The sequence below is a fragment of the Nanhaiella sioensis genome (assembly GCF_046557775.1).
GTDB classification, from domain to species: Bacteria; Bacillota; Bacilli; order Bacillales; family SM2101; genus Nanhaiella; species Nanhaiella sioensis.
On the sequence record NZ_JBKAEG010000001.1, the window covers coordinates 965,774 to 978,894 of the forward strand.

Here is a 13,121-nt window from a genome sequence, read left to right on the forward strand (position 1 = left end):
TGTTGCTATTTTTATCAATTTAGTATAAAAAAGTGGTTTTAAATTATTAGTCATCGTAATACAGAAGAAAAGATGGCACGAACTCTAATTGCGTACGGTTTATTTCTTAATACGAAAAACAACAATCATTGCGAAAACAGCTATTAGATAAGGTCCTTACAAATACAAACACTATATTTGGAGTAGATCTCCTTATCATTTCCGATGTTTATAATATCACTGGAACTATGAGTTTGAATTCTAAATACAGTAACGACTAATGATGAAACTACCATACAAGATCTTCTATTTCTGTAAGGACTAAAAAATAAAATAATTTCTTTCTCATTTCAAAATATGTTATAGTAGTTGTTGTGGCTTAGATATCATTTAATTTACCGATATAGGAGTGTTTTTAATGAAGAAAATGTTTATCGCATTCACAGCAGCAGCAAGTATATTTGCGCTTTCTGCATGTAATAATGCTGGAGATAGTGAAGTGATCGTAGAAACAAGTGCAGGAAATATTACTAAAGATGAATTTTATGATGTAATGAAGGATCGCGTTGGTGAAGATGTTTTAAGAGAAATCGTATTTACTAAGGTCTTAGAGGACAAATACGAAGTTACAGATGAGGAAATTAACGAGCAACTTCAAACAATAAAAGATCAGTACGGTGAACAATTTGAAATGCTTCTTCAGCAATATGGTTATCAAGATGAAGAGCAACTTAAAGAAACGATTAAGTTAGGACTATTATCAGAAAAAGCTGCAACAGAGCGTGAAGATGAAATCGAAGTTACTGACGATGAAATTAAACAGTTACATGACAGCATGGAAGGGCAAATTAAAGCTAGTCATATATTAGTTACTGATGAAGAAACAGCAAAAGAAGTGAAGGACAAGCTTGATCAAGGTGAATCATTTGAAGACTTAGCGAAAGAGTACTCTACTGATACTTCTGCTGCAAACGGTGGAGACTTAGGTTGGTTCGGAAAAGGACAAATGGTACCTGAATTTGAAGAAGCTGCATTTGCGTTAAAAGAAGGCGAAATAAGCGATATTGTACAAACTGAACACGGATTTCATATTATCATGTTAACAGAAACTGTTAAACCACTTGATGAAATGAAAGATGAGCTTACTCAGCAGATTCGCGAATCTAAAATGCGTCAACCAGATTTTGTTGATAAGATAATGTTAGAAGACGTAGAGGCTGCTAAAGTAAAAGTGAAAGACGATGATTTAAAAGATATATTTAAAACGAATGAGTAATAAACAAAATGTACTATATAACAAAGCAAAACGCTCGTAATTAATTACGAGCGTTTTGCTTCTTCTTCATTAATGATCTCATGATTCATGTTTCGCTTCTCACGCTCTTTTTTCATTCTCTCCATGTACACATTTCCTTCTCTCTCAATATAGGATTGTTCTATTTTCCGCTCCTTCATCGTAATATGAAAGGACATATACCCAGAAAACAAAATCCCTAAGATGACCAAAAATACCCACCAAGGAATGATAAACATGCTTTATCCCCTGCCTTTAACTCAAGATTCAATGACTGTTGTCAAATGAATCGTTACATTAGTAACGATTGGACTTCAATAAAGAGCCTACAAATTTAAACTAGACGCTCGTACACGCTCTAGCTGTACTTCCAACTCTTTATTGATTATATGCATAGGGACAAGCATTTATCACTGTTACAATAGACAAGATATAGTGTTTATTGCTATTGAAGGTGGATATAGTGAACAGCTAGTTTTGAGCTAAGGTGTTAAGCTCTACTTGTGAAAAGTAGGCTTATAAAATGATCTATTGTCAAGCGCAAAAACCCTTTCGCTAAACTCTCCTGGCTTCACACGTTCTAGTGCACGGTCCAGCATATTCATTTTGGCATCTATATTGTCAATATAATGCAATATTTCTGCTTCCTTTATCATTGGTGGCTTTGGACTCCCCCATTCGGCTTTGCCATGATGGCTCAAAGTCAAATGCTGGAGTACCATTACTTCTTCACCATCAATACCGAGCTCATCAGCTGCTTTACCTATTTCATTTACCATGATTGTAATATGACCTAGTAAATTACCTTCTACAGTATAAACTGTTGAGATAGGTCCAGATAATTCAATTACCTTTCCTAAATCATGTAAAATCACACCTGCATATAACAAGTCTTTATCTAGAGAAGGATATTGGTTAGCAATTGCTTTGGCTAAATCGAGCATGGAAACGACATGATATGCAAGTCCAGAGACAAACTCATGATGATTTTTTGTAGCAGCTGGATACTCTAAAAAAGATTGTTGATATTTTTTTAATAGATGCCGAGTAATCCGCTGGATATTTGGATTTTTCATTTCAAATATAAATTGGGTTATACTGTCTATCATTGACTCTTTTGACAGAGGGGCTATCTCGATAAAATCAGACATTTTAACTCCATCACTTTGATTCGCAGGACGAATGTTACGAAGCTTTAATTGATTTCTTCCTCTGTAATTATGTATATCTCCAACAACTTTAACAATATTTTCACCTGCATATACGTCCTCATCTTCAGTGGAAGCATCCCACAGCTTTGCTTCAATATCACCACTTTTATCTTGTAAGATTAACGTTAAAAATGGCTTTCCATTACTAGCTATACCTTTTGTTGCAGATTTTATTAATAGAAACACATCAACCTGCTCACCAACATCAAAATGTAAAATTCCTTTCGACGACATGTGTTCACTCCCCCTCATTCACTTATATATAAGTTCATTTCATTATATCATGATTCATTAATCCTCGACGTGAATAGTAACTTTCCGCTGTTTATTATATAACCAAACTTTCATTGAAATCATCCCAATTACCATGATCAATGCTCCAAAGAAATATGGTAAATGTATATTTGCCTCGAACAAATTACCTGCAATTAACGGACCTGCAACATTTCCTAAGCTTAGAAACGAATTATTTAACCCCATGACCATACCTTGTTTATTACCAGCAAGCTTAGAAATAAGAGAGTTTAGTGCTGGACGCAAAATTGAATTCCCAAGGAAGAAAATACTAGTTGTCAAAATAACCATGCTGTAACTCTTGGCAAATGTCATGATTACGAAGCCAATCGCACTAAGCAACAACGACCCTGTTACTACTCTTTCATCTCCAAAGCGATTTACTAACTTACCTACTATAACTCCCTGTGCAATTGTACCAATTAACCCTACAATGAGAATAATCGTTCCTACTTCACTTGGACTGTATTGATACCGTTCCATCGAATAATACCCAAAGATTGACTGGAAATTTGCTAAACCAAAACTCATGATAAAAACGAGCACTAATAGGAAACCTACAGGACTGACAAGCGCTTTAGCTAATAGCTCAAAGTGGTTAGAAGATTTTTCCTGTGTTTGAGTTTGAGCTCGCATATCCTTCGTATACGATTCTGGTAAGATAAGCATTGATACAACCCCTGCTATAGTCGCTGCTATGCCAGCAAATAAAAATGGATAAGATAAATCAAATTCTGCTAACCATCCCCCAATACCAGGACCAACTACAATACCTAAGCCCATTGCGGCTCCGAGAATACCCATTCCTTGACCACGTTTGTCTTCACTTGTTACATCTGATACATATGCCATTGCGGTTGGCATAAGAGCAGAACCAAATGTTCCAGCAAGAATTCTAGACAAGAATAGCATCCACAAGCCTGTTGCGTAAGCAAATATAAATTCAGCTACAGCAAAACCAAAGAGGCCGATTGTAATAAGAGGCTTTCTGCCAATTTTATCAGAGAGGCGCCCCCAAAGAGGTGCAAATAAAAATTGCATAAACGCAAAAACAGCAACAAGCATCCCTAATACTCTAGCATTAGCATTGAATGCTTCTACGTAGAAAGGTAATATTGGAATGACTAAGCCAATCCCTACCATAATAATAAATAAATTAATACTTAACAACAAAAGTGGACCACGTTTAAATGTGGATTCGTGTGTTGAATTCATATACCTATCCTTTCAGTCTTATTTTCCAATAAGATAATTTCGTTTTCATGAAAATAGTCAAGTATATATTCATGACATGTAAAAAATAAAACCTGATGCTTTTTAGCTATATCTCTAATTAGCTCGACTGACTTCCCTAACCGATCTCGATCAAAATTTACGAAGCTATCGTCAATAATAATCGGGAACTTTTCTCCTTTCCCTACTTGCTCTGCAAGTGCTAGACGTAGTGCTACATACATTTGTTCGGTAGTTGCTTGACTTACTTCATTAGGTTGGAAAAAAAGGCCATCCTTACGTTTTAATAAAAAGCTATTGTTTTCATTTGGAGGCAACACTTCGATATACTCTCCATTCGTTAATAATTTCATATATGCTGTCGTGTTTTTTAGTACATTGGGTAGACGTACATGACGATAATGATCGATCGTATTCGTAAGAATTTTTTTTGCTATTGCATAGCTCGCCCATTTTTTCGCTCCCTCATGAAGCTGTGACTTTTCACTCTCAAATTTATGTAGTAATTCAGCATATGTTCCTCCTTCTTCAAGTTGAGAAAGAAGGACCTTTAATTCTGAGAGTTCTTCAATAAAATTTTGTTCTTTCATAATTATGCTTTTAAGCTCGTTATCATACTTCTCAACCTGCACTGGTAACGGTGCTACATCTCTAGGGAGTTGATTAGTTAACTCATCTCCACGTTGAGTTAAAATTTGAGCCTCAACGATAGCTAGTCTCTCTAAGATTTGTTGACTATCTTTAAAGGCCTTTTCTTTCAAACGAAATTGCTCTTCATCTTGGACTTCAGCAAGTTGGAATAAATGTACAATATCATTGTGCAAATGATTTTTTTTAGCCGTAATCTCATGCAGTTCATCGTCTAATGAATTTATGCTATTTGCTTTTTCTCGCAACAGCCTTTTTTTATCCTTTTCTTTCGTTAACCGCTTATCAATGTTGAATAGCGTTACACTCATATCTTTATCATTCTTTTTGATTTGGAATAAATCTGCTAACTCAGCCACTTTAGCATCAAATTCATTCATATCATGTTCTAACAATTGTTTTTTTTCAGCTATCAATTGCTTTCCTATTATCAGTTCTTTTATTTTCTCTATAATAAGTAATATTTCATATAATTGCTTTGCTGAAACATCCTCTTTAATAGGAAATCCTAAATCTAAATTATGCAACTTCTTAGAAAATGCAAACTTGTCCTGTTCCCAATCTGTATATTTCTTAACGATCTTTTCATATGTTCTACCACGTTGTTCAACTGCTAATTTTTCGATCTCAAGTAATTGACTATAATGGTCATCTTTCACTAACATTCGTTCTAAGTCTGAAAGGTGATCATTAGACAAATTTAAAAGTTGTTGCTTATTTTCATCAATAGCACTTATTATCTCAGCTTTTTCTTTCTCAAGCTCATTTAACAATATTTTTTCGGAGGGCGAATTGAATCTAAGTAACAGTGGGATAAATAGGATAATAATTCCACCTAATAACATGATCCATTTACCAGTAAAGATCGCTCCTCCAACAAGCCCAACAAGCAACATGATACTCAAAAAACTGACCAAATTTATCTGTTGTTTTTTCTTCTTTTCAACAAATTTAATCGTATCAACTTTACGAGTTAAGCGAGTATAACTCTTTGCTAAATGTTCCTGTTCATGCTGTAACACTTGCAGTGAACTATGCTGTGCAATTTGTTTCTCATACTTGTCACGCTGTTCATCCTGTAAGGTTTGTTGTTCAAATTCAATGAGCCTTTGTTCGCTTTCTTCTAAATCTTCCTTTGCACGATTAAACCGCTCATCTAACACTCGTTTGTCATGAGCCAGTTCTTCTTCAATTGTTATAAGGGTAGAAAGTTGATCTTTTTTTAGTAAACCAGCATCGATTTGAAGAATATCTGTTTCGTCAAGATCAAAGGGTAACTTTGCAAACTCAAAATGTAACTCTTTTTGCTGCTGATCAATTTGAACAGATAACTCATTTTGTCTTTCCAACATCGCTTGAAATAAGCTGTAATTCGACTTGACCTCTTGAACTTTTTCTTCGGCTATTAACATGCTTTCAACTACCGCTTCATTTTGCTGCTCTTCAATAAGGTCTCTTCTTTTTGCTATTAAAGTATCATATTGTGCTTCATAAGCTCTTTTTTCAGCATATAGTTGTTCAAAGCGGACTAGTCCATCAGCAGGAAAAGGATGATATGTCGGTAGCTTGTCTAATTGTGTACGATATAATGCTCTCTTTTCAAACAATGGCTGTAGCTCAGTTAGTTTTTTTGCGATTACTGTTTCTTGTTCAATCCTTTTTTTATTTACCTTTATTGTTTGTAATTCTTCCTTTATAACTGTCGTTCGATTCATTAAATTTTTGTATTGATTACTTTTTTCCTGCCATTGTAGAAGCTGTTTATTCTGTTCAGCTAGTTGAGGTAGCATCTCGTTAATTAGCGGTTTTCTACCATTTGGCTTAAAATACTCATCTATCTTTTTTGAAAGCTTCTGCTCAGCTGAAAGAATGGCATCCGTTCCTACAGCGCCAGAGGAAAATAAATAACGACCCAAATCCTCAGTTTTCATTGTATGTATATTTTGTAAGCCATGAATATTAAATGAAAATATCGACTGATAGTTTGATTTATCCATACCTTGAACAATCATTTGCAGTGCTTCTTCTCCAGCCTTTGTACCATCAGAAAACGTCACTGTAACAGCTCTTTCACCTTTTCTTAATAACCTTTCAACAGTTACAACACCATACTTCTCTGTTTCAAGCACAAGGCGACCACCATAATTGCTCCCTAATCTTGGCTTGTATCGATTTTCACTCTGTTGCTTAGTAGGAAAACCAAATAACATACTATGAATAAATGAGTGAAGTGTAGATTTTCCTGCCTCATTTTTCCCATAAAAAACTTGGATATCACCAAGTGGCTGTAAGTCTATATGATCAAGCTTTCCATATCCATAAATGTATATACCGATAATTTTCATGTTCATCACCCGCTTATTTCCATGATTAATATAATTCTCTGAATAATAACTTCTGAGCCTCTTTATGAATTTCACGAATATCTTCTTCAGAAAACTCTGTAAGGTATTTACGTGCTTGAGAGTGAGAAAATAGCGGTTTGAGAACTTCTTCATATTCTTCGAACTCGCTTATCATAGTAACTAAATCTTTAAGAAAAGGAGATTGCGCAATGTTCTTATCCTCAATACCTTCACTAGTATTAACGATCGTTTTGTCAACCCAGACAAAATCTTGCCTTTCCTCTTCACCATCAACTATGATTGATAAGAAATCCTCTAACTGTGCTTCATTTTGCAATACTTTATGAAGCGGTCCTGATCCAATAAACTCAATAGATAGTAGAGTGCCATTATTCCTTGATCGAATCTCTTCGAATTTTGTATAGCTTACGTTTAACAATTCCTCAAATGTTTCAAGTTGCGCTATGTTAATTTCTAATTGATCCCAAATGAGATTTGTAGTTGGATGAAAAGAATAAGATACGTCTGTTGTAGCTAGGTTCACTAAATAACAACCTTTTTCACCATGCTCCTTTCGATGCCTACCTTGAGTATTCCCCGGATATATAATTGGAGGGTTATCACACAGAACTTGACGTTGATGGATATGGCCTAATGCCCAATAATCAAAGTCTTTTTCAATGAGTTGTCTAACTGTAAACGGGGCGTAATTATTATGTTCTGTTTGTCCTTCAGAACTGCCGTGTAGGATCCCAATATGAAATTTTACTTCTCCTTGCTTGTTATACAGGTCAGTCATATTGTTACGTACAGATCTGTTTCGATAACTAAACCCATATAAATTGACAAGCTCTTTTCCTTCTTTTTTATAAGTCTTACATTCAACTGTTTCATCAGAAAAAATATGTACATTTTCAGGCCACGTTATATCTATCCATGATCCATTAGTATAATCATGATTCCCGTGCACAATATATACTTCTATTTGTGCTTTTTTTAATCTTTCCATTTCTTTCCTCAATCGAGCTTGGGCTCTTATGCTTCGATCCCCTTGGTCATAAATATCACCTGCTAGAATAACAAAATCTACTTGTTCTTTTATTGCTATATCAACAAGATTTGTTAAAGCAATAAATGTACTATCCATTACTCGTTGAAATATTTGTGTGGGAAGCTTTTTTAATCCAACAAAAGGACTATCCAAATGCAAATCTGCTGCATGTAGAAATTTGATTTGCTCCATATAAACTTGCTCCTTTTAAACAACTAGTTACTATTATTATAATTCTATTTATTTTACCATATGTTGCTGTTAAACCCCTCTTTTTCGTAAATCACGAAAGTATACCGTTATCTTAGCTCTATACAGGCTTATATAGCATTTCTTGATTGATCATATAACAAAAAAATGCAATCACTTGAAGGTTTATTTTCTAAGTAAAAGTAATTTCATAGTTATTGTTACGAGTATTTGTTGTTGATGCTCAATGTAATCGAGCCTCCTTTTTGTCACTATACCTCTTCTCAAACAATTTTCAGCCCTAATACAATATCATCACGTGCTAAGTACGAACTACTACAGATGCATAAGCTTTCCTTGGCAAATCTATATAAATGTCTATTGAAAAGCATTTTCAAAGTAGTAGTTACATACATTGTGTATATGTAGATCATCATGTTTTATCATTCTACTAAGTCTAAATTCAAGCCAAATGATATAACGATTAGATGTTATTCTACTTCGTTCACATAGGCTGTTTTCGTAGACTCTGTTGCTATTGTTATTGAATTAGTACCATAGTCACGTTTCACATCAGAAAAGATGTCACGAACGCTAGTTGACTACGTATTTATTTCTTAATACGAAAAAACACAACAATGTGGAAGCAGCCTTCAAATGTCATTCTATATTTTACTTCTTATTCTATCCAATTAGCGTAACATTCTATTCAATTCATGCAGGTTTATATCTAACTGATGAGGGATGCTATTTTCCATTAGTATTACATATTTTTATTAAAGGGGGAGCTTATTTGCAATTTTATTATGGGCAGCAAATGCCTTTACGAATACTTGATGAAGCTGAATTTTGGAAGCACCAGGAGGAGGAACATACTGTTGTCATTAGAGAGCTTGTTAAAGATCTAGAATCTGAATATGTAGATCAGTTAAAGGTATGGGAAGAAACACTTAAAGAAACACATCAACATATCGTTAGGTTTATTGAAACTGTCATACGCTCAGGTAATCAAATATCTGCTAAGCTCCATCAAGACATTATGAAACTAGTACAATTTTGCTTACAGCAGAGTGAAGAGTTTATTAAACTGTGCAGGTTCCTCCAAAGACATAGCAAGCCCATCCAAGAAAACCAAACTGCAATTGTAGTAATAGATCATATTATTCGTGAATCTGAGTACTTTATCGGTATTTCAAAAGCTTTATTATACAAATAGACCACTGAGAGTGTCTCAGTGGCCTTATTATTGTTTATAAGCTTTATGCTTAACGAACATGAATAATAACAGATTGATTTCCGTTATTTTTTTGTTAATTGTAACGCCTTTTTAATATCTTTAAACGAGCTTGATTTTCCGTACATTAATACACCACCGCGATATACTTTCGCTCCGAATAATGCTAACGCTACAATTGTTCCTACTAGCAGTGTGATACTTAAGGTAATTTCCCACCAAGGAAGATTTAACATGCCTACACGTAGAAACATAATCATCGGAGTAAAAAATGGTATATAAGATGTGACTGTAATAAAGGGAGCTTCAGGTACTCCTAATCCAAACATTGCGATCATAAAAGCTGCAACGATTAACAGCGTCATTGGCATAATCATTTGCTGTACATCTTCAATCCTGCTCACTAACGAACCTAGAACTGCAGCAAGTGTTGAATATAACAAATAACCAAGTATAAAAAATACAAAACCATATATAATCGTAGATGCTGGTATATTAGCAAACCCAAAGAATTCTAAAACCCCGCCACTGTTTTGAATATTATCTACATTGCTTGATAATGAAAAGTATCCTATTGCTAGTATAGCTGCAAGCTGCGTTAAGCTAAGAAGAGCAATACCTAAAATCTTCCCAAACATTTGTGTTACAGGCGAAACACTCGAAATAATTATTTCCATTACCCGTGAAGTTTTTTCTGTAGCAACTTCAGTAGCTATCATGCTCGCATACATGATGACTGAGATATAAATAAAGAATAATAACACATAAACAATGCCTCGTGCTTGCATTAATTCTTCCTCTGTTTTTGCATCCTCCGCAAGCGCTATTTTTTCGAAAAATACTGGTTCATATAATTTCTCCACCTGTGATGGTTCAAGTCCTATTTGACTCGTTGCAATCGTTGTTTTCAATTGCTGTAAAGCTTGTTCTAGCTTCGTATTTACATCATTATCAGTTATACTCATCGCCTTAAAGGTTCCTTGAGGTAAATTTGCTTCATTATAAGAAAGAATGATAAATCCAGTATAATCTTCCTCTTCAACCTTCAATGTGGCTTCTTCTTCTGTCCCACTATATTTCTCAACGGTTAACTCTTCACTAAAAACATCTAACTGGGCTTTAAAAGGCTCAAATAACTCCTCAGTTTCGTCAATTACAGCAATCGTTGTTGCCTTATCTTGTTTATTAAAAAAGTCTATAATATTTTGCATATTTCCTAAAGCAAATACTATTAAACCTATGATAAGAGTTGATATAATAAACGATTTTGTTTTTAACTTAGTCATGTAGGTATTTGACACAATAATCCAAAATTTATTCATGATAAGAAGCACCTACCTTTTCTATAAAAATATCATTTAACGAAGGTTCTTCTAGCATAAATTTTCTTATAAAGCCCTTATTGCTAATTTGCGCAAGAATTTTTTGTGAAACATTCTCATTTTCTATTTGCAGCTCCATCCCTAGTGCCGTATCCTTAGCTTTGACTACACCAGGTAACGTTTTAATGTCAGATAAATCAAAGTCAGCGTCGATCATTACATTCTTTTTACCAAATGATCTTTTAATATCTTTTAAGCTACCATGAACGACAGGTTTACCGTGATGCATAATACATAAATGCTCACATAATTCCTCTACATGTTCCATTCTATGGCTTGAGAAAACGATTGAAGTACCTTCCTTCTTCAAGTCGATGACAGCTTCTTTTAGTTGTTCAACATTTACTGGGTCTAAGCCACTAAATGGCTCATCCAAAATAAGTAATTTAGGTTTATGTATAACAGCTGAAATAAATTGAATTTTTTGCTGGTTACCTTTAGATAACTCTTCAACTTTTTTATTCTTGTATTCTGGAACCTTGAATCGTTCAAGCCAGTAATCTAATTCTTTTACCACCTTTGCTTTGTCCATCCCTCGTAGCCTACCAAAGTAAACAATCTGCTCGACAACCTTCAATTTTGGGTAGAGTCCTCGTTCTTCTGGCAAATAACCAACTAAATGGCTTGATGAATAATTAATTGGTTTTCCTTCCCAAGTAATGTTTCCTTCAGTAGCATCTAACAATCCTAAAATCATTCGAAAGGTTGTCGTTTTTCCAGCCCCATTCGCCCCTAAGAAGCCAAACATTTCTTTCTCTGGAATATCAATTGTTAACTTATCAACAGCTGAAAAACTGCCGAAACGTTTTGTCACATTCTCTAGCTTTAACCCCATAGTCTACCTCCTCCTATTTTTCGATACTATAATTACGATTAAAAAAACTAATAAGTTTCATATTTTTTGCAGAATTTCGATTATTATGTAAGAATAATAGTAAATATTTAATAAGGAGTTGTTGAATTGTGTACACTTTAACAGTATATGATGCAAGCGGTGAGAAATTACTAGAAAAGACATTTGAAGCAAGCGGTGACAAAGAAGCAAAATTGAAAGGAGAACAATTGTTAGTTGAAGCAAACTACCAAGATAAAACGCACCGCTGTACGTCTTCACAAGGAAAACTAATTTTGTTTCACCGCTAATAGCATTTACCACAGATAAGTCCGGTGTTGATGTTGTGATATGTAACAGGAACGCATATCGTTCACAATCAATGTTAATCGACCACACGTACTGATTTACAGGTCAATCAAGCAATTTTAACGGTCAATTACGCTACTTTAACGGTCAATTTTGCTGTCTTTCAGGTCAAATCAACTATTTTATCAATTTCAGAGTTTTATACAAAACCAAAGCGCAAGCTCACTATTGATATGTAATGTGAAACTTGCGCTTTTTTACTTACTAGAAAGTAAATTATTTATGAAATCGTTTTCAATTTTATGATTATTTTCCTGTAAATTGAGGTTTTCTCTTCTCAATAAATGAGATGATACCTTCTTGATGATCAGCCGTTTGGCGCATTTTAAATTGGGCCTGCTTTTCTAACTCAAGAATATTCTTTAATGTAGGTAAATGCATTTGTTTAAAAATACTTTTAGTCTCTAACATTGTTTTGGTAGGTTTGTTTAACCACTCAGTAACTTTAGCTTGAACTGCTTCCTCGAAGTTACCTTCAACAACTTGATCGATCAGGCCTAGCTCAAGTGCCTTAGCTACAGGAAGTTTTTCGCCTTCCCAAATAATTTTTTTCGCCTTTTGTTCACCTACTCGTCTTTCGATAAAGAAATGTCCCCCACCGTCAGGAACTAAGGCGATCCCGATAAAGTTCATCGCAACAATCGAATGAGCTTCAGCCATTACGTAATCACTCGCTAAAGCAAAGCTTAACCCTAATCCAGCTGCAGGACCATGGATTGCACTAATCGTTAATAGTGGCAACTTATAAAGCGTTTCCATCATTTCGTTTATTTTGTTCATCATTTTTTCGAAGTCTTCTGGTCCAGCTGATGCGGCAGTTGCTAGCATTGATTTAATGTCACCGCCTGAACAAAAACCTTTCCCGCTTCCTTTAATAACAAGTATGTCTGCCTCACTGTCAGCAACTTCATGAAGCTTTTCTACTATACTAAAAATCATTTCCACGTCCATTGCATTTAAAACTTTCGGACGATTTAATTCTAGTGTTGCCACTCTTCCTTCGACTGTTAATAGAACTACTTCAGTAGAGCTTTGAGTTGTCATAATTATCCCCCTTTTA

Annotated in this window: 11 protein-coding genes; 3 read left to right on the forward strand and 8 right to left on the reverse strand. The window is 34.6% G+C overall.

All coding sequences use genetic code 11. The features are described 5' to 3' along the window. Positions 1-397 precede the first annotated feature (397 nt). Positions 398-1,255 (forward strand): peptidylprolyl isomerase, encoded by an 858-nt coding sequence (locus V1503_RS04505; RefSeq protein WP_214483452.1) that lies wholly within the window; start codon positions 398-400, stop codon positions 1,253-1,255. Positions 1,256-1,299: 44 nt separating this feature from the next. On the opposite strand, the gene V1503_RS04510 is transcribed toward V1503_RS04505, so the two are convergent. From V1503_RS04510 to V1503_RS04530, 5 genes are all read right to left on the reverse strand, one after another. Continuing rightward, complete coding sequence (locus V1503_RS04510) at positions 1,300-1,512, reverse strand: sporulation YhaL family protein (protein WP_320258116.1); 213 nt, start codon at positions 1,510-1,512, stop codon at positions 1,300-1,302. 258 nt (positions 1,513-1,770) lie between these two features. Further along, positions 1,771-2,718, reverse strand: coding sequence for a 3'-5' exoribonuclease YhaM (yhaM, locus tag V1503_RS04515; RefSeq protein WP_214483450.1), 948 nt, complete (start codon positions 2,716-2,718; stop codon positions 1,771-1,773). Between the two features lie 57 nt (positions 2,719-2,775). Then, positions 2,776-3,993: an MFS transporter gene (locus V1503_RS04520; protein WP_214483449.1), complete on the reverse strand. Its 1,218-nt coding sequence runs from the start codon at positions 3,991-3,993 to the stop codon at positions 2,776-2,778. After that, positions 3,990-7,004 (reverse strand): AAA family ATPase, encoded by a 3,015-nt coding sequence (locus V1503_RS04525; RefSeq protein ID WP_410625133.1) that lies wholly within the window; start codon positions 7,002-7,004, stop codon positions 3,990-3,992. The genes V1503_RS04520 and V1503_RS04525 overlap by 4 nt, the downstream gene beginning before the upstream one ends. Before the next feature lie 25 nt (positions 7,005-7,029). Continuing rightward, positions 7,030-8,247 carry a metallophosphoesterase family protein gene (locus V1503_RS04530; RefSeq protein ID WP_410625135.1) on the reverse strand — a complete coding sequence of 406 codons (1,218 nt, stop codon included), beginning with the start codon at positions 8,245-8,247 and terminating at the stop codon, positions 7,030-7,032. Between the two features lie 790 nt (positions 8,248-9,037). On the opposite strand from V1503_RS04530, the gene V1503_RS04535 reads away from it, so the two are divergent. Then, on the forward strand, positions 9,038-9,460 hold the full coding sequence (locus V1503_RS04535) for a DUF2935 domain-containing protein (protein WP_214483446.1): 423 nt from the start codon (positions 9,038-9,040) through the stop codon (positions 9,458-9,460). A gap of 83 nt (positions 9,461-9,543) precedes the next feature. Here the strand turns inward: V1503_RS04535 and V1503_RS04540 are convergent, their stop codons facing one another. Together V1503_RS04540 and V1503_RS04545 are read right to left on the reverse strand one after the other, a co-directional pair. Then, positions 9,544-10,800 carry an ABC transporter permease gene (locus tag V1503_RS04540; RefSeq protein ID WP_410625138.1) on the reverse strand — a complete coding sequence of 419 codons (1,257 nt, stop codon included), beginning with the start codon at positions 10,798-10,800 and terminating at the stop codon, positions 9,544-9,546. After that, the gene (locus V1503_RS04545; RefSeq protein ID WP_410625140.1) at positions 10,793-11,695 is read right to left on the reverse strand and encodes an ABC transporter ATP-binding protein; all 903 of its coding nucleotides are present in this window, start codon (positions 11,693-11,695) and stop codon (positions 10,793-10,795) included. Before V1503_RS04545 ends, V1503_RS04540 begins: the two co-directional genes overlap by 8 nt. A gap of 128 nt (positions 11,696-11,823) precedes the next feature. On the opposite strand from V1503_RS04545, the gene V1503_RS04550 reads away from it, so the two are divergent. After that, positions 11,824-12,003, forward strand: a complete 180-nt coding sequence (locus tag V1503_RS04550; RefSeq protein ID WP_410625142.1) for a YhzD family protein — start codon at positions 11,824-11,826, stop codon at positions 12,001-12,003. A gap of 304 nt (positions 12,004-12,307) precedes the next feature. Here V1503_RS04550 and V1503_RS04555 read toward each other — a convergent pair whose 3' ends face one another. Then, a complete protein-coding gene (locus V1503_RS04555; RefSeq protein WP_410625144.1) occupies positions 12,308-13,105 on the reverse strand; it encodes an enoyl-CoA hydratase in 798 nt (265 codons plus the stop codon). Positions 13,106-13,121: the final 16 nt, after the last annotated feature.

Excerpts from the sequence above, each read along its gene's own strand:
- V1503_RS04505 (WP_214483452.1), top strand. The coding sequence starts at position 398 with ATGAAGAAAATGTTTATCGCATTCACAGCAGCAGCAAGTATATTTGCG.
- V1503_RS04510 (WP_320258116.1), bottom strand. The coding sequence starts at position 1,512 with ATGTTTATCATTCCTTGGTGGGTATTTTTGGTCATCTTAGGGATTTTG.
- yhaM (WP_214483450.1), bottom strand. The coding sequence starts at position 2,718 with ATGTCGTCGAAAGGAATTTTACATTTTGATGTTGGTGAGCAGGTTGAT.
- V1503_RS04520 (WP_214483449.1), bottom strand. The coding sequence starts at position 3,993 with ATGAATTCAACACACGAATCCACATTTAAACGTGGTCCACTTTTGTTG.
- V1503_RS04525 (WP_410625133.1), bottom strand. The coding sequence starts at position 7,004 with ATGAAAATTATCGGTATATACATTTATGGATATGGAAAGCTTGATCAT.
- V1503_RS04530 (WP_410625135.1), bottom strand. The coding sequence starts at position 8,247 with ATGGAGCAAATCAAATTTCTACATGCAGCAGATTTGCATTTGGATAGT.
- V1503_RS04540 (WP_410625138.1), bottom strand. The coding sequence starts at position 10,800 with ATGAATAAATTTTGGATTATTGTGTCAAATACCTACATGACTAAGTTA.
- V1503_RS04545 (WP_410625140.1), bottom strand. The coding sequence starts at position 11,695 with ATGGGGTTAAAGCTAGAGAATGTGACAAAACGTTTCGGCAGTTTTTCA.
- V1503_RS04555 (WP_410625144.1), bottom strand. The coding sequence starts at position 13,105 with ATGACAACTCAAAGCTCTACTGAAGTAGTTCTATTAACAGTCGAAGGA.